Genomic DNA, 21,590 nt, shown 5'->3' with positions numbered 1-21,590 from the left:
GCCGCCATGAGCGACGACACCCCCTGGGAACCACCGATGGACGGCACCGAGGCCGCGCACCTGCTCGGCGCCCTGGACCGGCTGCGCACCACCTTCCGCTGGAAGGCCGCCGACCTGGACGCCGCCGGCCTGCAGACCCGGATCGGCGCTTCCGCCCTCACCATCGGCGGCCTGCTCAAGCACCTGGCCGTCGTCGAGGACGACGTCTCCGCCCAGCGGCTGAGCGGCGCCCGGATCGGTGAGCCCTGGGAGTCGGCGTGGGCCGGTGACGGCGACTGGCCGTTCACCTCCGCCGCCGACGACACCCCCGAGCAGCTCTACGCGTACTGGGACGACGCGGTCGACCGGTCGCACCAGCGGCTGGCCGCCGCGCTGGCCGAGGGTGGGCTCGACCAGCACGTGCACCTGACCGGCCCGGACGACGGACCGGTGAGCCTGCGCCGGCTGGTGTGCGACCTGGTCGAGGAGTACGGCCGGCACACCGGTCACGCCGACCTGCTCCGGGAGGCGGTGGACGGGCTGACCGGTGAGGACCCGCCGGCCGGCTGGCGACCGCGGGTGGGCCGGCTGCCGGTCAGCTGACCGGCGGCTCGGTGGCGGCGAGCAGCCGCGCGCCCAGCTCCCGGGTGGTGTGCCGCAGCTCGGGGCCGCCGACCACCCGGAACGGCGCGGGCAGCGCGGCGAGCTGCTCGGCGTACCACCACGGGTTGCTCGTGCTGCCGACCAGCCGGCTCGAGACCTCGTCGACCGCCGTCAGCCGGCCCAGCGACCGCGGCACGCACCGGGCCAGCCGGTCCAGCGGCGCGTCGACCAGCACCTCGCAGCCGAACTCCCAGCCGACGGCGAGGTGCTCCTCCAGCTCGACGACCGGATCGAGGCCGGCGGGGACGGTGAACGTCTGCGCCAGCCGCTCGACCCCGCGCACCCGGTCGACCCGGTAGGCGCGCCGGGCGTCCGAGGAGTGCGCGTGGCACAGCAGGTACCAGCGACCGTGCCGGACGACCACCGCCCACGGGTCGACCTCCGCCGTCCACTCGGTGCCGGCCTCGGAGCGGTAGCCCAGCCGCACCCGCCGCCGGTCTGCGCAGGCCTGCACCAGCGCGCTGGTGGTCGCCGGGTCGGGGCGGGCGGCGGACCGGTCGACCGCCGGCGCGGTGCTGCGGCGCACCGCCTCGGCCTGGGCGGCCACCGACTCCGGCAGCGCCCGCAGGATCGTGCCGAGCGCGCTGCCGACCGGATCCGTGCGGTCCCCGGCGTCGTGGTGTCCGTCGAGCACCGCCATGACCAGCCCGAGCGCCTCGGTGGCGGTGAACACCAGCGGCGGCAGCCGCAGCCCCCGGCCGACCCGGTACCCGCCGTGCGGGCCGCGCTCGGACTCGATCGGGATGCCCGCCTCGCGCAGCGTGGCCACGTACCGGCGGGCGGCCCGGTCGGAGACGCCGAGCTCGGCGGCGAGGCCGGCGGCGGTGATCCCCGGCCGGCCCTGCAGCACCTCGAGCGCGATCAGTGCCCGTGCCGTGGGGTTCCCGTCCGGTCGCACGCCCCTGCCCCTCGCGACTCCGCTGATCCGGACGCCTCTCGTCCGGATCGGACCGTAGCCTGCCCGCGGGACGGACGACAGGGAGCGGGCACTGTGCTGGAACTGGAGTTCAGCGGGGAGATCTGGCACTGGCGCGGGCCCGCGCCGTTCCACTTCCTCACCGTGCCGGACGACGGGTGCGACCGGCTGCACGAGGTGGCCCGGGCCGTCACCTACGGCTGGGGCATGGTGCCGGTGCACGCCCGGATCGGCGCCACCGGCTGGCAGACCTCGCTCTGGCCCAAGGACGGGCGCTACCTGCTGCCGATCAAGGACGCCGTCCGCCGGGCCGAGCAGCTCGACCTGGGCGACACCGTCACCGCGCGGCTGACGGTGCCCGGCCCCCGCTGACCGCCGGACCGGCGTCGCGCACCAGCCAGACCAGCTCGCCGGCGGCGTCGGTGGAGCTGCGGTCGCGGCGGAAGCCCAGCTTCGCCAGCACCCGCAGCGAGGGCTCGTTCCAGGCCCGGACGGTGGCCCAGATCCGGGTGCGACCGGTGGCGAAGGCCGCGGCGAGCACCGCCCGGGCCGCCTCCGTGGCGTACCCGTGGCCGTGCGCGGCGGGCAGCAGCTCGTAGGCCAGCTCCGGCTCCTCCAGCGACGCGCGGCCGACGACGAGGCCGCAGTAGCCCAGCGCCGCGCCGTCGGACCGGCGGCGCAGCACCAGCACGCCGATGCCGGTGGTCGCGATCGTCGAGGTCATGGCGGCGATCCGGGCCAGCGCGTCGTCCCGGGTGTGCGCCCCGGTCCCGCGGGCGTCCAGCAGCGCGGTGAACCAGTCGGCGTCGGCCGGTCCCTCCGGGGTGAGCAGCAGGCGGTCGGTCTCGATCCGCAGCGCCATCGGCACCAGCGCTGGCCCGGCCCGCCCCGTCGTCATGCCGGGATCCTGCCCGAGCGCCCGGCGCGGTGGCCGGGTGAGCGGCGGCCCATCGGCCGGGCCACGTCCCGCCGGACGGAGCGCCACGACGTGACAAGGTGGACGACGTCGCGCGACGGGCAGGCCGGGACCGGCCTGCCGGTGCGGCCCCCTGCTGCCCCCGTCCCGAGGAGACCGCGCCCGGTGTCGAGCACCTCCCCCCGCGCCACGACCGACCCGGCGGCCGGCGCAGACCCGGAGCTGGCGGCCGAGCAGGTCGCCGTCACCGACCTCTACCGGCGGCTGGACGCCAACCGGGACCACGCGGTGCACCGCTTCAAGCAGGCCCTGGCGATGCCGGTGATCAACCCGCAGTCCCTCGGTGAGCGGGAGGCCGCCGCCCGCTTCCAGTCCGCCCGGATCACCGCGCTGGACGCCGCCGACCACGCCCTGGTCATCGGCCGGCTGGACCGGGAGGAGCAGCCGCAGCCGCTCTACATCGGCCGGGTCGGGCTGCCCGCCGACGACCCGGCCGGCGACCCGGCGCTGGTCGACTGGCGCGCGCCGGCGTCCCGGCCGTTCTACACCGCCACCCCGTTCCGCCCCGAGGGCGTGGTGCGCCGCCGGCACGTGCGGCTGCGCGGCCGCACGGTCACCGCGGTGCACGACGAGGTGCTGTCGGTCGACCCGACGGCGACCGACGGCCCGGCGCTCACCGGTGAGGCGGCGCTGATGGCGGCGCTGACCGCCGAGCGCACCGGCCGGATGACCGACATCGTCGCGACCATCCAGGCCGAGCAGGACGCGATCATCCGCAGCGACGCCCGCGGCGTGCTCGTCGTGCAGGGCGGGCCGGGCACCGGCAAGACCGCGGTCGCGCTGCACCGGGCGGCCTACCTGCTCTACACCCACCGCGACCGGCTGGCCCGCAGCGGGCTGCTGGTCGTCGGCCCCACCCCGACGTTCCTGCGCTACATCGCCGACGTGCTGCCCTCCCTGGGCGAGACCGGCGTGCTACTGGCCGGGCTCGGCCAGCTCCGGCCCGGACTGGACGCCCAGGGCACCGAGGCGCCGGAGGTCGCCGAGGTCAAGGGCCGGCTGGCCATGGTGTCGGTGCTGACCTCGGCGGTGCGCGCCCGGCAGACCGTGCCCCGCACCGGCCGCGAACTGGTCATCGACGGGGTGCGGATCACCCTGCGCCCGGCCGACCTCAACGGCGTCCGCACCGCCGGCCGGCGCGCCTCCCGGCTGCACAACCTCGGCCGTCCGGCGTTCGCCCGGGCGCTGGCCCAGCTGATCACCGACCGCTACGTCGGCCGGATCAGCGGCGACGTCCGGGACGGCGGCGAGCTGCTCGACCGGCGGGACGTGGAGTCGCTGCGCGACGAGGTCGCCACCGAGCCGGCCGTCCGGGCGCTGGTCGACGAGCTGTGGCCGGTGCTCACCCCCGAGCAACTGCTCACCGACCTCTACGACTCCCCCGCCCGGATCAAGGCCGCCACCCGCGGCTGGAGCGACGCCGACCGCGCCCTGCTCGCCCGCGCGGCCGGCAGCCCCTGGACCCCGGCGGATGTGCCGCTGCTGGAGGAGGCCGACGAGCTGCTCGGCCACGACGACAGCGCCGAGCGGGCCCGCGAGGCCCGGCGCCGCCGGCAGGCCCGCGCCGAGGCGCAGGACACCCTGGACCTGCTGCACGGCTCCCGCTCCACCGACCTCGACGACGACGAGGAGGGTGAGGAGCTCACCGCCGGCGACCTGCTGGACGCCGAGGCGCTGGCCGAGCGCAGCTCCGAGGTCGACTACCGCACCACCGCCGAGCGGGCCGCCGCCGACCGCACCTGGACCTTCGGGCACGTGGTCGTCGACGAGGCGCAGGAGCTGTCGGCGATGGCCTGGCGGCTGCTGGTGCGCCGCTGCCCGACCCGGTCGATGACCGTCGTCGGTGACCTGGCCCAGACCGGCAGCCTGGCCGGGGCGTCGGCGTGGGACGAGGCGCTGCGGCCCTCGGTCGGCGACCACTGGCGGCTGGCCGAGCTGACCGTCAACTACCGCACGCCCACCGAGATCATGGCGGTGGCCGCGGACGTGCTCGCCGCGAGCGACGCGGTCACCGCGGCCCCGCAGTCGGTGCGCAGCAGCGGCAACCCCCCGGTCGCCGAGCAGGTGCCCGAGGACGAGCTGCTGCCCCGGGTGGCGGCCCGCACCGCCGAGCTGGCGGAGCTGGGCGGCACGGTCGCGGTGATCGTGCCGCCCAGCCGGGCCGCGGCCGCCGTCCGGGCCGTCACCGACGCGCTGCCGCCCCAGCCCGACCCCGACCGGGCCCCGGTGGTGCTGGTGCCGGCCGAGGCCAAGGGCCTGGAGTTCGACTCGGTGCTGCTGGTCGACCCCGCTGCCGTGCTCGCCGAGGGGGTGCGCGGGCACAGTGACCTCTACGTCGCACTCACCCGCGCCACCCAGCGGCTGGTCGTGCTGCACCCCGGCGAGCTCCCCGCCGTGCTGGACCGGCTGACCGACCCGCCGGCGGCCGACTGATCGGTTCCGGTCGTGCCGCCGCGGGTCGGCGACCGCGCGCCCGCCGGCTCAGACGACCCGCAGCACCTCGGCCACCGGGCGGCGTCCGCTGGCGGTCGCCTCCCCGGCCGGCCAGCCGACCCGCAGCAGCATCTGCGGGTGCCCGACCAGGGACAGCTCCGAGGACAGCCGGGCCCGGGCCCAGGACTGGTCCAGCGCCTGGGTGAGCGGTGAGGTGACCAGCCCGGCCACGGTCGCGCGCAGCAGCAGCCGGCCCAGCGCCTGGCCGGCCCACAGCCAGCCCAGCCGGTCGTCCACCATCGTGCCCAGCAGCAGCACCGCGGGTCGCTCCACCGCGGGCGGGGCCGCGTCGTCGTCCGGCGTCGCACTGGCGGCACCGGGCTCGGGGACGACGAACTCGCGCACCAGCCAGTTGGACGGGCGCTGGGCGCGGTCCCCGGCGGGGAGCGCGTCGACCGGGACGCCGTCCGGGGCGTGCGGGTCGGTGCGGGTCCAGGCGGCCAGCTCGGCCAGGTAGGCGGGGTCGCCCTGCTCCAGCTGCTCGACCCGGTCCAGCAGTGCCACCGTGGCGACCTCCGCCTCCTCCCGGGTCACCGGCTGCAGCCAGACGCCGTCCCAGCCGATCTCCTCCTGGAAGGCGTCGATCAGCTCGGCCGGCACCGGGCGGGGCAGGAAGGGCGACCGATCGGTGTGCCGGCGCTCGATCGCCGCGGCCAGCTCGCGCTGCTCGGCGGTCGGCTCCCGGGTGCCGACCACCGTGATGGTGGCCAGGTGGTCCGGGGCGGCCGGGTCCGGGGCCAGCTCGACGGTCGCCGGGAAGCCGGCCGCGGCCAGCGCCACGACGGCGAAGTGCACCGCGACGCCGCAGCTGAGCACCTGCTGGCGGCCCGTCGGGTCGATCGCCGGCAGTGCCCGGGTCGGGTCGAGGTGCACCTGCAGCCGGTCGCCGGTGGCGGTGAACGTCCAGGGCTGGGTGTTGTGGATCGACGGTGCGCGCACGGCGGCTGCCACCACCTGCGTCCACTGGGCCTCGTCCAGCATGCTGCCTCCTCGCGGTCCGGTGCTGTCCCCGCCAGCTTGCCCAGCCGCCCCGGCCCGGTGCGCACCGGGGCCCGCGGCGCGCAGCCGGGCTCGGGTCAGGCGTCGCGGGTGAGGGCGAGCAGGGCGATGTCGTCGGCGCGGTGGGTGCCGGCCAGGTCGGCGAGCAGCCGGTCGCACAGCTCGTCCGGACCGGCCGCCGCCCAGCGCTCGGCGGCCGCCCGCAGCCGGTCCAGGCCGGCGTCGATGTCGCTGTCGCGGCTCTCCACCAGGCCGTCGGTGAAGAGCACCAGCGTGGCCCCGGGCGGGACGACGCCGGCCCACTCGACCGCCGGCGCCGGTGGGGCGCCGAGCATCCGGCTGGGCCGCACCGGCAGGTACTCCGCCCGTCCGTCGACGATGAGCAGCGGCGGCGGGTGGCCGGCCGAGGCGACGTGCAGCAGACCGCCGGGCAGGTCCAGGGTGGCGAACAGCGCGGTCGCCATCCGCTGCAGCCCGAGCAGCGGCCAGCTGGCCTGCAGCCGGTCGATGACGGCGGCCGGGGCCGGGGCCTCCACCAGCAGCGCCCGGTAGACGCTGCGCAGCTGCCCCATGGTGGCCGCGGCGGTGAGGTCGTGCCCGACGACGTCGCCGACGGCGATGGCCACGTGGCCACCGGGCAGCGGCGCGACGTCGTAGAAGTCCCCGCCGATCTCCACGCCGGAGGTGGCCGCCAGGTAGCGCACCGCCACGGTCGTCCCCGGCACCGGGGGCGGCGGCGGGGGCAGCAGGGTCGCCTGCAGGGTGTGCGAGGTGCGGGCCTCCAGCTCGAACCGCTGGGCCTTGGCCATCATCAGCGAGACCTGCAGCGCCAGCTGCTCGGCCAGCTCGACGTCGGCGGCGGTGAACGGCTGGCGCCGGCGGTCGGCCGACAGCGTCATCACCCCCAGCGCCCGGCCCTCGGCGACCAGCGGCACGCTGATCACGCTGGCCAGCTCCAGTGCCTGCACCGCCGCCAGCTCGGCGGGGTCGCGCACCACCTGGGCGAGCCACTCGTCGGTCACCGCCGGGAACCAGCGGGTGCGCCCCTCCTCCATCGCCGCCCGGGCGGGGGCGGGCAGCTCGCGCAGCGGCGGCGCCCAGGCGCGCAGCTCGTCGACGTACCGCTGGCGCTCGGGGTCGCCGTGCCGGGCGACCACCCGGGCCATGCCGTGCTCGCCGACCAGGTCCAGCAGGCAGATGTCGGCCAGCCGCGGCACGACCATCGCGGCCAGCCGCTCCACCGACTCGGTGACGCCGGTCGCCCGGGCCAGCAGCCGGGCGGCCTCCAGCAGGAACGCCGAGCGCTGCCCCTGCCGGGTGGTGTGCTCCAGCAGCCGGGCCCGCTCGAGGGCCTGCCCGGCCTGCCGGCCCAGCGTCCAGAGCAGGTCGACGTCCCCGTCGGACAGCTCGCCGGCCACCGGCTCGTCGAGGTCGATCAGGTCGCCGGGGCCCGAGCCGGCCAGGCCGAGGACCAGCACGCCCAGCCGCCGGGTGTCAGCGGCCACCGGGACGACCACCAGCGCGCGCAGGCCGGAGCCGGTCAGGGCGGCGGCCAGCCCGGGCCGCCGGGCCGCCAGCCGCTCGTCGGGGACGACGACCCGCAGCCCCTCGGCCAGCTCCAGGGCGATCTGCCCGCTCGCCGCCGCGGAGAGCTCCGCCAGCAGCTCATCCGGCAGCCCGTCACTCCGGACGACGCCCAGTTCGGGGTCGGCCCGTGGGCCCTCCGCGCCGCCGTCCCCGGCCCGGACCGCCGTGTCCTGGGACACCAGCACCAGCGCGGCACCCCGGGCCCGCAGCGCACCCCGGGCCTGCTGGACGACGACCGCGGCGACGTCGTCCACCGTGGTGGCCCCGGCCAGCTCGACGACGACCTGCTGCAGCGTGCGGGACCTCGCCTCGGCGAGCTCCGCGGCCCGCTGGGCGGTCAGGATCCGCCGCTCGTACCGCCGCCGCGCGGTGGCCTCGAACAGCGTCGCGCGGATCATCAGCGGGTCGCCGTCGGCGTCCCGCACCTCGACCGCGTTGACCAGGCAGGGCAGCAGCGAGCCGTCCGCCCGCACCGCGTCCAGGGCGACCTCGCGGACCGCGCCCTGCATGCGCAGCAGTGGTGCCAGGTGGGTGTCGTGGAACACCTGCCCGCCGACGCTGAGCAGGTCGCGCAGCCGGGTCCGCAGCACCTCCTCGCGTGGCCGCCCCAGCCAGCTGCACAGGGTGCTGTTCACCTTCACGATCGTGCCGTCGGGCAGCGTCGAGACGTACCCGCAGGGCGCGTTCTCGTAGAGGTCCGCCGGGTCGTCCTCGAGCAGCTCCGCCAGCCGGCCCCGCTCGTCGTCCCGCTCGCGCCGATCGGCCGACGCCGACCGGCTGGTCGTCACAGCCACTCCCGGATGGCGGCGGTGGTCTCCTCGGGCGCACTCAGGTGGGGGCAGTGCCCGGTCGCGGCGAGCTGGGTGAACACCGAGCCGCTGACCTGATCGTGGACGTACCGACCGGCCGACTCGGGGGCGATCACGTCCTCGGCGCACTGCAGCACGAGGGTGGGCACGTCGACCCCGGCCAGATCGGCCCGGTTGTCGGAGAGGAAGGAGACCCGGGCGAACTGGCGCGCCACGTCGGGGTCGGTGCGGCAGAAGCTGTTGGTCAGCTCCGCGGCGAGCTCGGGGCGGTCGGGGTTGCCCATGATCGTGGGAGCCACCGCGGCCGACCAGCCCAGGTGGTTGGCGTCCAGGCTGTCCAGCAGCTCCTTGATCTGCTCACGGGAGAAGCCGCCGACGTAGTCGCCGTCGTCGACGTACCGGGCGCTCGGCCCGATCATCACCATGGCCCCGATGTGCTCCGGGGCCCGCGCATGGGCCAGCACACCGATCATCGCGCTGACCGAGTGGCCGACGAACACCGCGTCGGTCAGCTCCAGCTCGCGCAGCAGCTCGACGACGTCGTCGGCGTAACCGCGCAACGAGGCGTACCGGGCCGGGTCGTAGGCGGTGAGGTCCGACCGACCGAAGCCCACGTGGTCGAAGGTGACCACCTGGTGGTCGACCTCGAAGTCGGGGGCGACGAACCGCCACATGTTCTGGTCACAGCCGTACCCGTGGGCGAACACCATCGGCCGGCCCTCGGGTCGACCGGTCACCCGGACGTGGTTCCGGATGCGGACGCTCATGCGGAGGAAAGTACGCGTCCGGGCGGTCCGCCCACCACCCACCGGCCGTGGTTCAGCCGGGTCGCACCTGCGCCAGCACCACGCCGCTGGCGGGCCGGGCCGGGATCCGTCGCAGCGAGATGCCCAGGTCCTGCTCGGGCAGCGTGTACTCCAGCCGGGCCAGCCGGATGACCAGCGCCGACAGCACCGCCACGGTGATGTCCTCCCCCGGGCAGCGGTGGCCGGTGCGCGGGTCACCCGCCCCCTGCGGGACCAGTTCCCAGGCGCCGATCTCGCGCACCTCGTCCCCGGCCAGGAAGCGCTCCGGGCGGAAGGCGAACGGCTCGGGGAACAGCTCCGGGTCGTGGTCCTGACCCCACAGGTCCAGCAGCACCATCGAGCCGGCCGGCACCGTCTCGCCCTCCCACTCGACCTCCCGCGGGGACCGGCCGCCGATGAACGGCGCGAACGGGTAGAACCGGCGCACCTCGTGGGCGAAGGCGACGGCGAAGGGCCGGTCGCCGGCGCGCAGCCGCTCCCGGTGCTCCGGCCAGCGGTGCAGCGCGTGCGCCGCGTAGGCGACGAACCAGCAGATCGCCACGGTCGGGCGGATCACGTTGAGCACCTCGACCGCGGCCACCCGGGGCTCGAGCACCTGCCCCTGGGAGTCCCGGTGCCCGGAGACGACCGCCAGCACCGAACCGGCCGGAGCGGTGCGCGCACCGGCGCGGACCTCCGACACGATCCCGGCCAGCCACGCCTCCCGCCGCTGCCGGGCCCGGCGGGCGCGCCAGTGCCGCGGTGCCCCGGTGGCGAAGCCGTCGACCATCGTGGTCAGGTCCCGGGCCAGCGCCGGCACCTCCTCGTCGGCCACCGGCACGCCGGACCAGGTGCAGATCCCCCGGGTCAGCACCCGGGCGGCCTCGTCGAAGAGCACGACGGTGTCCTGCCCGGCCCAGCCGGGCACGGCCTCGTCCCAGGCCGCCGTGATGCACCCGACGGCCTCCCACACCCGCTCGGGCTGCATGAGCAGGTCGACGAACATCGACTTGCGCACCCGGTGGGCCTCGCCGTCCAGGGTGTGCACCGCGCCGTGGCCGAACAGCGTGCTCACCACCGGCTCGGGCAGAGCGCCGCTGCGCCGGACGTGGTCCTCGTCGTAGAGGAACCGGGCCCCGGCCGGCCCCTCGACGCCGAGGGTCCGACGCATCATCAGCCGGGTGCGGACGGTGTCCCGTCCCGCGGCGCGGCGCCGGTCGGGCAGCCAGGCGTAGCCCTTGGCCAGCATCGGGATCGAGTCGTCGAGGCGGGGACGGCGGACCATGCGCTGCTCCCTGCCCAGCCCGGCACCGGCACAACCGCCTGTCCTCCGCCCGCCCAGTTCATCCGCCGTCGTCGCGGCCCCCCGGCTCGTCGGCCATCGGCTCCCCCAGGGCCCGCCGGGCCGCGGCGTAGGCCGGCCGGCGGAACCGGGCCAGCGGGCCGTCGGCGCGCAGCCCCGGTGGTGGGTGGAGCACCGCGTCGAAGTGCACCGGCGGGTCGGGCGGGTCCGTCGGCGTGCCCAGGGTGATCCGGGCGAAGGGCTCCCAGGGCCCGTCGCCGATCGCGGCGCAGAGGGTGACCTGCAGGCCCGGGGCGGCGGCGACCAGGCCGGCCCGGTCGGACGGGACACCGGCGCCCTCCGGGGACGCGGTCAGCCAGACGGGTCCGGCGGGGCTCCGGTAGGCCATGATCGAGCCGTAGGGGCAGGCGGCGTCGCGGCGGAGCACCGGCACCCGGCGGGACCACCGTCCGCTGCCCGCCGAGGACAGCAGCAGGTCGACCGGCGGGTCGCCGGCCACCCGGACCGCGAACCCCAGCAGGTCCGGGAAGCGGCGGGGCAGCCCGGCCCCCCGGGACATCCGGACGACGACGTCGTCGGTGCCGCTGCCGTCCAGCCAGGCGATGCCCGTGGTCCGGCGCAGCCCGGACCGCTCGAGCCGGCCGGGGAAGGCGACGCCGGTGGGGTGCATCGGCTTGCCGCCGCGCGCCCGGGCCAGGACGGCGAGCGGGCGGGCCACCACCCGGCCCGCGGCGTCGATCAGGAGTGCGGGGAGCGGGCCGGCCATGCCCTGCGGGTTACCACCGGGCGGGCCGGTCACCCATCGGTCGGCGATGCGGTGCTGCCGCGGCCGGCGCGCCGTCGGGCACGGCCGCGGGTGGAGCGGTGCCGGTCAGTCGCGGGTGGTGCCGCAGTCGGCGCAGCGCTTGCGGGCGCTGGAGTTGGTGCGCTTGCAGTTCTCGCAGGTCCACACGGTCCGTTCGATGGTGCGCATGTCCGGTTCCTCTCGCCCCGCCGGGTTCCCCGGCGTCGTCCAGGCGGCAGGCAGGGCTCACCTGCCGCCACGCGACCGACGCTAGGTCGCCCTCGTGACGGGGAGGTGTCCGTGGTGGAACCACTGGATGGCATCGGGTGCCACACCCGGGGGTGCACGTCCCGGGGGGCACGTCCCGGGACGGCACGTCCCGGGGTGGCACAGACAATGTGACGCGCCAGGTCACCGGTCGGGCTCACCGGCGAGTGAGCCGACGACCGAGCCGGTTCGGGGTCGAGCGGGCCCGGTAACGGGCGGGCTCAGCGCCGGGCGAGCGCCCGGGAGCGGGGCTCAGCCGCGCGAGCCGCAGCCGCCGGCACCGCAGGCGCACCCGCCGCACCCGGCCGCGGGAGCCGGCGCGGGCCGGCGGGCGATCCGGGCCAGCCCGACCGCCCCGGCCAGGTTCGCCACCCCGAGCACGCCGGCCACCAGCGCGACCAGCAACCGGCCGGCGTCCAGCAGCGTGTCCACGCCGCCGAACACGGCCACCAGCACCGCCGCCGCGGCGATCACGACTGCACCGGCCACGGCGACGGCCCGGCGCACGGCAGCGACCGCCGCCAGGGCGGGCAGCGCCAGCACTCCGGCGACGACGAACGCCCAGCCGGTGGCGGTGCCCGACAGCAGGGCCAGCCCGATCAGCACGGCGCCCAGCCAGATCGCGGCCGCGCCGACGACGGCCCCCGACCGGTCGAACCGGCCGTTGCGGGCGCCGCGCAGCATCGTCGCGCCGCGGAGGGCTGCCAGCACGCCGATCCCGCCGAGCAGCAGCCGCGGCCCGACACCGTCCCAGGCGACCGCCACGACGGCGAGGACGAGCAGGGCGGCGCCCAGCAGCGCCATGCGCGGCCAGGTCGACCGGGCCTGCGCCGGGGTGGTCGGGGCGGTCGCGGCCAGCCGGCCGGCGGTCACGGCGTTCGTCACGGCGACCAGTCTCCCCCACCGCGGCCACCGGGCACGGCTGCCCCGGCGGAGCACGTCCTGCTGTGCCACGCTGAGCGCCGCCATCCCGGCGATCGCCGAGCAGACGGCGACAGGAGGAAGTGGTCATGGGCACCTCGGGCACGGTCTCGGCAGCAGGACGGGCGGGCAACAGCGACGCCCTGGAGCACCTCGCCCGGGTGGGGCTCATCGCCTACGGCGTCGTCCACCTGCTCATCGCCTGGCTGGCGCTGCAGCTGGCCTGGGGCGGTGGCGGCGGGTCGGCCGACCAGTCCGGCGCGATGGCCACCCTCGCCGCGCAGCCGTTCGGCACGCCCCTGCTGTGGGTGCTCGCGATCGGCCTGCTGGCGCTGGCGGTCTGGCAGCTCGCCGTCGTGCTGCGCTACCGCGGCGCGCTCAGCGGCTCCGGTGACGCCCGCAAGAACGCGGCGGTCAAGGTCGGCAAGGCGGCGGCCAAGACGGTGGTCTACGTCTTCTTCGCCGTCACCGCGATCCGCTTCGCCACCGGCGGCGGACAGTCCAGCTCCGGGCAGGAGGAGCAGACCGTGGCCGGGGTGTTCGGCTGGCCCGGCGGGCGCTACCTGGTCGGGGCGGCCGCGCTCGTGCTGATCGGCGTGGGGGTCTACCACGTGCACAAGGGCCTGACCAGGGGCTTCCTCAAGGAGATCGACACCGCCGACGCCTCGGCCGGGCAGCGCCGGGTCATCGAGCGGCTCGGCCAGCTCGGCTACCCGGCGAAGGGCATCGCCCTGGGCGTGGTCGGCGGCCTGATCGGCTGGGCGGCGATCACCTTCGACCCGGAGAAGGCCAGCGGGCTGGACGGCGCCATGCACACCCTGCTCGACGCCCCGTTCGGGCAGGCGCTGCTCACCCTGGTCGCGCTGGGCATCGCGGCGTTCGGGCTGTTCTACTTCGCCCGGGCCCGGTTCCCCCAGCGCACCTGAGCACCGGGCACCTGAGCAACGGACAGCTGAGCAACGGGCAGCTGCGCACCGGCGGGCGGCGGGGCACCGGCTCGGGCACGATCACCGGCGTGAACGCCGTCCCGCAGCGCGTGCACGACGCCGTCAGCCGCGCTCGCGAGGTCACCGACCACCCGGTGCTCGAGCACCTCGCCCGGGTCGGGCTGGTGGCCTACGGCGTCCTGCACGTGCTGATCGGCTGGCTGACGTTCCGGATCGCCTGGTTCCTGCAGCCGGGCACCGAGGACGCCGACCAGACCGGCGCGCTGCAGACCGTCGCCGATACCCCCGGCGGACAGGTCCTGCTGTGGCTGATCGGGCTCGGCATGCTGGCACTGGCGCTGTGGCAGGCCGGTGAGGTGCTGCGCTGGTGGACCGGCCTGCTGCGCCCCGGGCACCGGCTGCGGACCGCCGTCGTCTGCACGAAGTGCGCGGCCAAGGCGGTGGTCTACGCGGTCCTCGGCGGGACGGCGCTGTTCTTCGCCGCCGGGGTCAGGTACCAGGCCGACGAGCGGTTCCAGCAGCTGACCGACGACGCACTGGAGATCCCCGGCGGCTCGACCCTGGTCGGTGCGGTCGGCGTCGGGGTGGTCGCGGTCGGGGTCTACGTGCTGGTGCGCGGGGTCACCGGGAAGTTCATGCGGGACGTCGACCTGGACGCCACCCCGGACCGCTGGGAGCCGCTGATCCAGCGGGTCGGCACGGTCGGCTACGTCGCCAAGGGCATCGCCTTCACCGTCTCCGGCGGGCTGCTGGTCTACGCGGCCGCCACCCGCGACGTGTCGACGGCGACCGGCCTGGACGGCGCGATGAACGCGATCGGCGCTGTGCCGACCGGGCAGTGGCTGCTCACCGCGGTCGCCGCCGGGTTCCTCGCGTTCGGCGGCTATGCGTTGGTCCGGGCCCGCTTCCCCGACCGCGACCCCGCCACCTGACCACGGCCGTCCCGGGGGTCAGCGGAGCTGGACCAGGCCGGCGCCGGTCGGGGTGAAGCCGCACCCGTCGAGGTAGAAGTCGCGGAGCTCGTCGTCGAAGTCGACGTGCAGCCACTCGCAGGCACTCTGCCGTGCCCCGGCCACCGCCGTCGTGACCAGTGCCCGGCCGATGCCCGTGCGCCGCTGGTCCGCCCGGACGACGGTGTCCAGCAGGAACGCGTGCACGCCGCCGTCCCAGGCCACGTTGACGAACCCGACCAGTTCGCCGGCCTCGACCGCGGTCACCCAGCCCAGGCTGTACCGCTCGACCTGGGCGACCCAGTCGTCGTCCAGCAGCCGGTGCCCGAACCCCTCGGCGTGCAGCGCGTTGACGTCGGCGTTGGCGAACGGCCCGCGCCACGAGTACTCGACCACCCGGGCACCGTAGGTGTCACCGTCCGCGTGCGCACCCGAGTTCCCTGGTGGTGAGGTCACCCGGGCGGCAGCCGCCGGGCCGCGCGGTCGAGCACGAGGGACAGGGCGGCGTCGGCGGCCGGGGACAGCGCCACCAGGTGGGCGAAGCCGTGCGGCATGTCCGGCAGCTCGAGCAGCTCGGCCGGGCTGCCGGCGGCGCGCAGGGCCTCGACGTACGCCCGGCCCGAGTCGCGCAGCGGGTCGACGCCGGCGGTCACCACCAGTGCCGGCGGCAGGCCGGCGAGGTCGCCCTCGGCCGGGCTGATCCGCGGGTCACCCAGGTCGGTGCCGCGCGGCACGTAGCTGCGGGTGTACCAGCCCATGTCCGCCAGGCTGAGGAAGGGCAGGTGCCCGAACTCGCGCACCGACGGCTGGTCCGCGCCGCGCGCCACGTTCGGGTAGAGCAGCAGCTGCGCGGCCGGCTGCGGCCCGCCCGCGTCGCGCAACTGCTGGCAGACCACCGCCGCGAGGTTGCCGCCGCCGCTGTCGCCGGCCACCGCGACCCGTCCCGGGTCCCCGCCCAGCTCGGCCGCGTGGTCCAGCGCCCAGCGGGTGGCGGTGACCGCGTCCTCGACCGCCGCCGGGAACGGGTGTTCGGGTGCCCGGCGGTACTCGACCGACAGCACCACCGCGGCCAGCCCGGCGGCCAGCCTGCGGGCCAGCCCGTCGTAGTCGGGCACGCTGCCCAGCGTCCAGCCGCCGCCGTGCAGGAAGACGACGGTCGCCCCGGCCGGGTCGGCCGGGCGGTACACCCGTCCGGGCAGCCCCTCGGCCAGGGACACGTCCTCTGCCGGGACGTCGGGGCCGGCGGCCAGCCCGGCGTCAAGCAGGGCGGCGAACCTGGTGCGTGCCGCCGCCAGCCCGGCCTCGCGGGCCGGTGGGCTCAGCAGGGTGCCCAGTCGCGGCAGCAGAGCGGCGAGCTCGGGGTGCAACTGCCGGGGAACGGCGTCAGCGGCGTCCATCGGCCCATCCTGGCGGCACCGCCGGGCCGGCGGTGCGAGGCAGCCCCGGCTCAGGCGTCGACGACGGTGAAGACGTCCCAGAGGCCGGTGATCTGCAGCGGGCGGATGACCGCCCGGGCGGTGCCGCAGCGCATCAGCAGCTGCCGGCCGGCGGCGTCGGCGGCGCGGTGCGCGGTGGCCAGCGCGGAGAGGCCGGCGGAGTCCAGGAAGGTGACCCTGCTGAGGTCGACCTCGACGCCGGCGGTGCCGGGGCGGCCGACCACCTCCAGCAGGCAGTTGCGCAGCCCGGGGGCGGTGGCGGAGTCGACCTCGCCGCTGATCGTGATCGTGCAGCCGGCCGAGGAGGTGGCGGCCCGCACGTCGATGCGGGTGGGGTCGATGTCGATCGGGAGTGCGGTCATGTGGACCTCCGGCGGACCCATCGTGGCCGGCGGCAGCGCTGCCGACCTCGTGCGCCGGGCAGTTCTCGCCCGGTCGCGGCTGGTGGTTGAACCGCACGGCGGACGTTAGGGATCACCGCCCGTGCGCACAAGGGGCTCTCGGCGTGGCGACGCGCGCCACGCCGATGACCTGGACGCGACGGGGTGGGCGTGTCCGGTCCCGCCGCCCCCGGAGGCCCCGTGGACGGCACCCGCTCGAGGTGGTGACCGCCGCCGCGCCGGCCGCGGTCACCGGGCCGCCCACCCGGTCCCGCCGCCCACCCCGGCGGCGGGCGGATACTGGTGTCCATGTCGAAGCCGGCCCTGTCGCAGCGCACCGTGGTCGCCGGGCTCGTCTGGGTGGCGCTCACCGTCCTCGCCTTCGCGACCGACCCGGTGCTCGGCGCGGTGGTGCTCATCTTCGGCGCGGCCACCGTGGTCGTCGTCCAGCTGTCCAGCACCTGGTCCGAGCACCCCGACTTCGAGGCCCGCGAGCAGGAACGGGCGGCGCGCCGCAAGGTCAAGTGGGAGAAGAACACCCCCAAGCGGGAGAAGGACGCCGCGCGGTACGCCGCGCACCAGGCCCGTCAGGCCGCCAAGGCGCGGGAGTCCCAGGACCGGGCGGGCTCCTGAGCCGGTAAAGGGCTGGACGGCGCCGGACGCCGCCCCTACCGTCCCCCGGCATGGGCGACACCTCGCTGCGGCTGCGGCTGCGCATCTCCTGAGCTGATCCCGGGCGCCGCTGTGCCGGCCCCGCCGTCCGCCGGTCCGTGACCGGCCGACCGCTCCTCCCCCGTTCCCGGCGCGCCCGCGCCGACGTCGCGGGCTGCCCCCTGCCCTCCTGGAGGTCCCCATGTCACGACCCACCCCTGCCCTCTCCGGCCAGGCCGCCGATGCCCGTGCCCAGCTGCCCGAGGAGGCACACAGCGGCTTCGACCGGCTGGTGCACGCCGTCCTCGCCACACCCGGTGCCAGCCGGCGGCCCGCACTGGGCGCCGCGCTGCGCAGCCAGCTGCCCGGCACCGCCGGGGTCCGCTGGCTGCACGCCGAGGGACTGTCGCCGACCTCCCGGGCCGGTGACCTGACGGCTGCGCACTGGCTGTCCCTGCACGAGGCGTGGCTGGCCAACCAGCAGGCGCCGCGGGCCGGGAGCCGGGAGAGCGGGCACGGTCCCCGGGCCGACAGCCGGCACGGCCACGCCGCCGGCGCCCAGGCGATCCCCCGCTACTACTGAGCCATCCCGCGCTGGTGCTGAGCCGGCCCCCGGCCGACGGCGTCCTCGGCAGCGAGCTCGGCCGCTCGCTGGGGATGGGCGAACGCCTCGGCCAGCGCCTGGCGCTGCGGCCACACACCGCAGCGCCAGGCCAGCGCCCGCCCGAGCGCGGCCGGGGTGCCGTCGACGGCGTCGACGTCGGCCCCCGGCCACCACGCGACCGACCGGCCGCCGGTCACGGTCAGCTCCGGGTGGACGGCGACCGACCCGGGCAGCTCGGCCAGCCCGAGCCTGGTGGCCGCGAGCCCGGCTCCCGGCACGTCCCGCCAGGCGACGGTGCGGGCCGGCCGGCTGGTCAGCCGGGCCCGCACCTGCTCGCTGGCCAGCGGGAGGTCGAGCAGGTCGGCGACCGCAGCCGGCGCGCCACCGGCGGGCACCACCGGCGTTCGCACCAGTGGCTGTAACCACGGTGCGTCGAGCACCACGGCCTCATCGGTGACCTCCGCCGGGCCCACCCGCACCCGGTCCGGCGGGTCGACGTCGACGCCCTCTAAGGCCGTCGCGAGCTGGGCGTACACCGTCGCGAGGACCCCCGTCGAGACGGTGCGCGCCGGGTCGCCGAGCCGGTCGAGCAGGTCGAGGGCGTCCTCGACGTCGGCCACCACGTCGGCCACGGTCACCGGCGGGCGCAGCAGGTCGAGCACCTCGGGCGACAGCTCGCCGACCGGTTCGTACAGTCCCTGTAACTCGACTGCGTCGAGCGCCCTCAGCCGGTCCGGGCGGGCGCCGTCCAGCACCGGCGACGTCCGCAGCCACCAGCGCAGGTACCCCGGGACGGCGACGCCACCGAGTTCCACGTCGGCGCGGGCAGCGGCGGGCAGCGCGGCCAGCAGCGGCAGGGCCCGCGGCCAGTCGCGTACCAGCTCCAAGTCACGCACCGCGGTCAGCGCCGGCCAGGACGGCGGCGGCGCGTCGGCCGGCAACCGGTCCAGGACGGCGTCCACCCACTCCTCGACCCGGTCGACGTCCAGCTCGTCCGGGTCGTCGGCGGTGAGCGTGGCGAAGGTGTCCAGCACGCCGACCGCGCGCAGCGCCGCGTCGTCGTACACCCGCGCGAACTCCGGGTCCAGGACGCCGAGCGCCCCGGGCCGGAGGACGTCGGCCAGCGGCGAACCCGGACGCACCAGCTCGCCGGCCGGCGCCCAGCCGCCGTCGTCGTCGGGCAGCGCGAGCTCGGCCAGCCACGGCAACTCCCCGGGCGCCGGGCCGGCCGCCGCGACGAGCGCCAGGACGGCGTCGGCCAGCGGTTCCACGTCCTCGCCGTCGTCGGCGCGGTCCAGCGAGCTCTCCACCGCGGCCCGGACGTCGGGGTCGCCCAGCACCGCGGCCGCCGTCGCCGGCCGGGCACCGAGCCGTTCCAGCACGCGGTGCGCCGGCTCGGCCACCGCGGCCGGATCGGCGATCCGCAGGCCCAGCGAGGCGAGCCGGGCGGCGGGCAGCTCGGGCCCGGCCAGCAGCACCCCGGCGGGGGTCTGCGCGACCCGGCCGTCGGCCAGCGGCACCGGGAGCGCCGCCAGCTCGTCCCGATCGGCACCGTCGAGGGCGGCGTAGAGGTCGGCCCACCACTCCCCCGGCCGCTGGACCCCACGCACCGCCTCGACCACGTCGGCCAGCGCGGCCCGCCGGATGCCGAGCGCATTGCGCACCCGAGCATCGGCCCGCCGGGACCACGCGGCCGGCAGCAGGCCGGGCAGCACGCCGACGAGGGCGGTGACCCGCTGCCCGGTCGGGTCGTCCAGGGCCACCGCCCGGTCCGGCCGCAGCGGCGGTTCCTCCGGGTCGGCGGCCGGCAGCCAGGCGTGGTGCCGCAGCCGGTCGAGCACCGCCCGGCACAGCGCGGCGTCCAGCTCGGCGGCGGCGAGGCCGACCCCGGGGACCAACTGGAGCAGCACCGGGTCCGCGGGCAGCTCGGTGAGCAGCCGGCGGTAGGCGTCGGCGGACACCTCGACCAGCGCATCGGTGACCGGCCCCTGGGCGACGTGCCGCCGGTCGGGGCCGAGCGGGAACGGCGCGATCAGCCGGGCCGGCAGCGACAGGGGCTCGTCGCTCGGGGTGGGTGCGTGCAGCACCTGCCGGCCGGTGAGCGGGACCGGGACGCCGTCCTCGGTCGGCACCGCCCAGGTGACGGTGTAGCCGCGACGGTCGCGTTCCTCCACCGGCCGGTCGGCGAACAACGCGGCGGGCAGCTCGCCGCTGCGGGTGACGACGTGCCAGGTCGTCGTGCGGTCGCCGTCGGTCAGCCGCACACCGTCGCCGCGCCGGGCGGCGGTGAGCGTGCGCCCCCCGCCGTCCAGGAGGACGTCGACCCGGCTCAACGTCGGCAGCGCCAGCAGCAGACCGGCGTCCAGGCCGGTGAGCGCCGCGCGCACCTGGTCGCGGGCTGCGTCGCGCAGCGGGAGCACGACCTCGGTGGCGAACCCGGCCGGCGGGTGGCCGTCGGTGTCGAAGGGCAGCCGCAGCACCGGGACGTCGCCGCCCCGGCGGGCCAGCTCGTCCGCCAACGCGGGGACCCCGGCGACCGCGGACCGCGTCCCAGCCGCACTGAACCGCACCGACCGGTCGGTGGAGACGACGGCGGGCTCGTCGGTGACCGCGAGGACGGCGGCGAACCCGACGCCGAAGCGGCCGACGCTGTCCGCGGTGTCCCGCTTCGCGCTGGCCCGGAGGGTGGCCAGCGCCTGCACCCCGTCCCGGTCCAGCGGTGCCCCGGTGTTCGCGGCCCGGAGGGTGCCGCCGGCCAGCTCGATCCGCAGGTGGCCGGGCACCCCGGCCCGGGCGGCGGCGTCGGCGGCGTTCTGCGCCAGCTCGACCAGCAGCCGGTCCCGGTAGCCGCCGCGGACCAGGTCCTCCTCGGCGTTGGCGTCCTCCCGGAAGCGGGCCGGGGAGTCGGTCCAGGCAGCCAGGACGCGACGACGCAGCTCGGCGGGGTCAGGCATCCCGGCAGCATGCCGCAACCCGGCGCCCTGCCGGCCCCGTTCGCCGGAGCGGCGGCCCGGGTGGCGCGACCGGCCCGCGGCGGTCGGTCATCCCTCCATCGGCTCGGCCTCGCGCCCTGTTGCACCGTCGATGACCGCGCGGCCGTCCAGCGGGGCCTGCAGCGACACCGACACCGAGTCCTGGCACGCATCACCGGGGTCACGTCTCGTGGAGACGACGGTGATGGTGACGGTGTCGTCCGCCTCGACCACCTCGGTCTCGGGGTCGCCGTTGCAGGTGCCGATCCACAGGTGGACCACGTCGTCGGCGACCGACCAGCCGAGGATCGGCTGCGGTCCGCGTTCCTCAGCGGCAGAACAGGCCGCCAGGACGGCAACGGCGGCGACCGCTGCGACGGAGCGCGCGAAGCGCCCCGCAGCCATGGCCACCGCCGACTGGCGACACCGCATCGCTCCCCACCTCGAGCGGTTCGTGCTCATCGCCCTCCACCTCGATCGGTTCGTCCAGACGCTACGCAGCATCGACTGCTGTTCTGGGGCAGCGCCACGTCCATCCCTGGTCACTCGTGCACAGCCGCGTGGATTCGCCACATCGGTCTCCAGCGGGCCGCACTGGTCCGAGCCGGCGCTGAGTGCTCCGCCGAACTCGTCCTCGTCACCGAACGGGTGGCCGCCCGAGTCGGGGTGGTCAGCGGATCTGGTCACCGGCCGAACGAAGCCAGCCGCCAGTTCCTGAGGACACCCGTCGCCGTCGACGACCCGACCGGCGCCGGGCCGCGCCGCGCCGCGACCTCAGCCCACGCGCGCCCGTAGCCGACCACGGCGTGAGCGTGGTCGGCGTTCGGGGTCGGGGTCGGGGTCGGACGAATCAATGAAGAAGTGGTCCGATGAGGATCTCGGTGCCGTCGGGTCGCCAGGTGCGCCATCGGCCATCCGGTTGTCGTTCGACGCGGAAGCCGTGGTGGACCTTGGTGTGGTGGCGTTCGCACAACAACGCTGAGTTCTCCAGGCTGGTCTCGCCGTCGTGCAGCCAGTGGATGAGGTGGTGCACCTCGCACCACCACGTCGGGGCACCGCAGCCGGTGAACACACACGACTTGTCCCGCCGTTCGACTGCTCTGCGCAGGCCGGGGGTGACCACCCGGTGGTCCCGGCCCAGGTCCAGCGGCGTCCCATCGGGGCCCAT

At 76.7% G+C, this 21,590-nt stretch carries 21 protein-coding genes; 7 read left to right on the top strand and 14 right to left on the bottom strand.

Translation table 11 applies throughout. The features are described from left to right. The first annotated feature begins 6 nt into the window (after positions 1-6). Positions 7-582, top strand: a complete 576-nt coding sequence (locus tag Q1A09_RS19635; RefSeq protein ID WP_299958965.1) for a DUF664 domain-containing protein — start codon at positions 7-9, stop codon at positions 580-582. Here Q1A09_RS19635 and Q1A09_RS19630 read toward each other — a convergent pair. Then, entirely contained in the window at positions 575-1,540 is a 966-nt protein-coding gene (locus Q1A09_RS19630; protein ID WP_299958962.1) for a YafY family protein, read from the bottom strand. The two genes, Q1A09_RS19635 and Q1A09_RS19630, sit on opposite strands and share 8 nt — an antisense overlap. A 93-nt stretch (positions 1,541-1,633) precedes the next feature. On the opposite strand from Q1A09_RS19630, the gene Q1A09_RS19625 reads away from it, so the two are divergent. Next, on the top strand, positions 1,634-1,930 hold the full coding sequence (locus Q1A09_RS19625) for a DUF1905 domain-containing protein (protein ID WP_299958961.1): 297 nt from the start codon (positions 1,634-1,636) through the stop codon (positions 1,928-1,930). On the opposite strand, the gene Q1A09_RS19620 is transcribed toward Q1A09_RS19625, so the two are convergent. Then, complete coding sequence (locus Q1A09_RS19620; protein WP_299958959.1) at positions 1,896-2,456, bottom strand: GNAT family N-acetyltransferase; 561 nt, start codon at positions 2,454-2,456, stop codon at positions 1,896-1,898. The two genes, Q1A09_RS19625 and Q1A09_RS19620, sit on opposite strands and share 35 nt — an antisense overlap. Positions 2,457-2,639: 183 nt before the next feature. Between Q1A09_RS19620 and Q1A09_RS19615 the strand changes: the two genes are divergently transcribed. Further along, the gene (locus Q1A09_RS19615) at positions 2,640-4,967 is read left to right on the top strand and encodes an AAA family ATPase (protein ID WP_299958956.1); all 2,328 of its coding nucleotides are present in this window, start codon (positions 2,640-2,642) and stop codon (positions 4,965-4,967) included. Between the two features lie 48 nt (positions 4,968-5,015). On the opposite strand, the gene Q1A09_RS19610 is transcribed toward Q1A09_RS19615, so the two are convergent. The 6 genes from Q1A09_RS19610 to Q1A09_RS19585 all read right to left on the bottom strand — a co-directional run bounded on the left by Q1A09_RS19610 (position 5,016) and on the right by Q1A09_RS19585 (position 12,446). Continuing rightward, positions 5,016-6,008, bottom strand: coding sequence for an Acg family FMN-binding oxidoreductase (locus Q1A09_RS19610; RefSeq protein WP_299958953.1), 993 nt, complete (start codon positions 6,006-6,008; stop codon positions 5,016-5,018). A gap of 95 nt (positions 6,009-6,103) precedes the next feature. After that, entirely contained in the window at positions 6,104-8,401 is a 2,298-nt protein-coding gene (locus Q1A09_RS19605) for a SpoIIE family protein phosphatase (RefSeq protein WP_299958950.1), read from the bottom strand. Next, complete coding sequence (locus Q1A09_RS19600; RefSeq protein ID WP_299958947.1) at positions 8,398-9,189, bottom strand: alpha/beta fold hydrolase; 792 nt, start codon at positions 9,187-9,189, stop codon at positions 8,398-8,400. The genes Q1A09_RS19605 and Q1A09_RS19600 overlap by 4 nt, the downstream gene beginning before the upstream one ends. A 52-nt stretch (positions 9,190-9,241) precedes the next feature. Further along, positions 9,242-10,492, bottom strand: a complete 1,251-nt coding sequence (locus tag Q1A09_RS19595) for a cytochrome P450 (RefSeq protein WP_299958944.1) — start codon at positions 10,490-10,492, stop codon at positions 9,242-9,244. Between the two features lie 58 nt (positions 10,493-10,550). Beyond that, positions 10,551-11,276 (bottom strand): phosphodiesterase, encoded by a 726-nt coding sequence (locus Q1A09_RS19590; protein WP_299958941.1) that lies wholly within the window; start codon positions 11,274-11,276, stop codon positions 10,551-10,553. 537 nt (positions 11,277-11,813) lie between these two features. After that, the gene (locus Q1A09_RS19585) at positions 11,814-12,446 is read right to left on the bottom strand and encodes a hypothetical protein (RefSeq protein WP_299958938.1); all 633 of its coding nucleotides are present in this window, start codon (positions 12,444-12,446) and stop codon (positions 11,814-11,816) included. A gap of 125 nt (positions 12,447-12,571) precedes the next feature. Between Q1A09_RS19585 and Q1A09_RS19580 the strand changes: the two genes are divergently transcribed. Continuing rightward, positions 12,572-13,408, top strand: a complete 837-nt coding sequence (locus Q1A09_RS19580) for a DUF1206 domain-containing protein (protein WP_299958935.1) — start codon at positions 12,572-12,574, stop codon at positions 13,406-13,408. 89 nt (positions 13,409-13,497) lie between these two features. Then, positions 13,498-14,361: a DUF1206 domain-containing protein gene (locus Q1A09_RS19575; RefSeq protein WP_299958932.1), complete on the top strand. Its 864-nt coding sequence runs from the start codon at positions 13,498-13,500 to the stop codon at positions 14,359-14,361. A gap of 18 nt (positions 14,362-14,379) precedes the next feature. Here the strand turns inward: Q1A09_RS19575 and Q1A09_RS19570 are convergent, their stop codons facing one another. The 3 genes from Q1A09_RS19570 to Q1A09_RS19560 are packed head-to-tail and all read right to left on the bottom strand — an operon-like array spanning position 14,380 to position 16,177. Next, positions 14,380-14,775: a GNAT family N-acetyltransferase gene (locus Q1A09_RS19570; protein WP_299958929.1), complete on the bottom strand. Its 396-nt coding sequence runs from the start codon at positions 14,773-14,775 to the stop codon at positions 14,380-14,382. A gap of 56 nt (positions 14,776-14,831) precedes the next feature. After that, positions 14,832-15,776, bottom strand: a complete 945-nt coding sequence (locus Q1A09_RS19565) for an alpha/beta hydrolase (protein ID WP_299958926.1) — start codon at positions 15,774-15,776, stop codon at positions 14,832-14,834. 50 nt (positions 15,777-15,826) lie between these two features. Further along, the gene (locus Q1A09_RS19560) at positions 15,827-16,177 is read right to left on the bottom strand and encodes an STAS domain-containing protein (RefSeq protein ID WP_299958923.1); all 351 of its coding nucleotides are present in this window, start codon (positions 16,175-16,177) and stop codon (positions 15,827-15,829) included. A gap of 327 nt (positions 16,178-16,504) precedes the next feature. Here Q1A09_RS19560 and Q1A09_RS19555 point away from each other — a divergent pair, with 327 nt between their 5' ends. Further along, positions 16,505-16,828, top strand: coding sequence for a hypothetical protein (locus Q1A09_RS19555; RefSeq protein ID WP_299958920.1), 324 nt, complete (start codon positions 16,505-16,507; stop codon positions 16,826-16,828). Between the two features lie 220 nt (positions 16,829-17,048). Beyond that, complete coding sequence (locus tag Q1A09_RS19550; protein WP_299958917.1) at positions 17,049-17,429, top strand: hypothetical protein; 381 nt, start codon at positions 17,049-17,051, stop codon at positions 17,427-17,429. Here Q1A09_RS19550 and Q1A09_RS19545 read toward each other — a convergent pair. The 3 genes from Q1A09_RS19545 to Q1A09_RS19535 all read right to left on the bottom strand — a co-directional run. Beyond that, on the bottom strand, positions 17,423-20,404 hold the full coding sequence (locus tag Q1A09_RS19545) for a sacsin N-terminal ATP-binding-like domain-containing protein (RefSeq protein WP_299958914.1): 2,982 nt from the start codon (positions 20,402-20,404) through the stop codon (positions 17,423-17,425). The two genes, Q1A09_RS19550 and Q1A09_RS19545, sit on opposite strands and share 7 nt — an antisense overlap. Before the next feature lie 87 nt (positions 20,405-20,491). Beyond that, entirely contained in the window at positions 20,492-20,854 is a 363-nt protein-coding gene (locus tag Q1A09_RS19540; RefSeq protein ID WP_299958911.1) for a hypothetical protein, read from the bottom strand. 418 nt (positions 20,855-21,272) lie between these two features. Next, the coding region (locus Q1A09_RS19535; RefSeq protein WP_299958908.1) for an HNH endonuclease signature motif containing protein at positions 21,273-21,590 on the bottom strand (318 nt) is incomplete at its 5' end.

The sequence above is a fragment of the uncultured Modestobacter sp. genome (genome assembly GCF_947486615.1).
Lineage (GTDB): Bacteria > Actinomycetota > Actinomycetes > Mycobacteriales > Geodermatophilaceae > Modestobacter.
The sequence above is the reverse complement of the archived record's forward strand: the minus strand, read 5'-3'. Positions and strand labels throughout refer to the sequence as shown.

What these genes read in the sequence shown, in the direction of transcription:
- Q1A09_RS19620 (WP_299958959.1), bottom strand. Translation starts at nt 2,456, where the DNA reads ATGACGACGGGGCGGGCCGGGCCAGCGCTGGTGCCGATGGCGCTGCGG.
- Q1A09_RS19580 (WP_299958935.1), top strand. Translation starts at nt 12,572, where the DNA reads ATGGGCACCTCGGGCACGGTCTCGGCAGCAGGACGGGCGGGCAACAGC.
- Q1A09_RS19600 (WP_299958947.1), bottom strand. Translation starts at nt 9,189, where the DNA reads ATGAGCGTCCGCATCCGGAACCACGTCCGGGTGACCGGTCGACCCGAG.
- Q1A09_RS19545 (WP_299958914.1), bottom strand. Translation starts at nt 20,404, where the DNA reads ATGCCTGACCCCGCCGAGCTGCGTCGTCGCGTCCTGGCTGCCTGGACC.
- Q1A09_RS19560 (WP_299958923.1), bottom strand. Translation starts at nt 16,177, where the DNA reads ATGACCGCACTCCCGATCGACATCGACCCCACCCGCATCGACGTGCGG.
- Q1A09_RS19635 (WP_299958965.1), top strand. Translation starts at nt 7, where the DNA reads ATGAGCGACGACACCCCCTGGGAACCACCGATGGACGGCACCGAGGCC.
- Q1A09_RS19610 (WP_299958953.1), bottom strand. Translation starts at nt 6,008, where the DNA reads ATGCTGGACGAGGCCCAGTGGACGCAGGTGGTGGCAGCCGCCGTGCGC.
- Q1A09_RS19540 (WP_299958911.1), bottom strand. Translation starts at nt 20,854, where the DNA reads ATGCGGTGTCGCCAGTCGGCGGTGGCCATGGCTGCGGGGCGCTTCGCG.
- Q1A09_RS19595 (WP_299958944.1), bottom strand. Translation starts at nt 10,492, where the DNA reads ATGGTCCGCCGTCCCCGCCTCGACGACTCGATCCCGATGCTGGCCAAG.
- Q1A09_RS19590 (WP_299958941.1), bottom strand. Translation starts at nt 11,276, where the DNA reads ATGGCCGGCCCGCTCCCCGCACTCCTGATCGACGCCGCGGGCCGGGTG.
- Q1A09_RS19555 (WP_299958920.1), top strand. Translation starts at nt 16,505, where the DNA reads ATGTCGAAGCCGGCCCTGTCGCAGCGCACCGTGGTCGCCGGGCTCGTC.
- Q1A09_RS19565 (WP_299958926.1), bottom strand. Translation starts at nt 15,776, where the DNA reads ATGGACGCCGCTGACGCCGTTCCCCGGCAGTTGCACCCCGAGCTCGCC.
- Q1A09_RS19550 (WP_299958917.1), top strand. Translation starts at nt 17,049, where the DNA reads ATGTCACGACCCACCCCTGCCCTCTCCGGCCAGGCCGCCGATGCCCGT.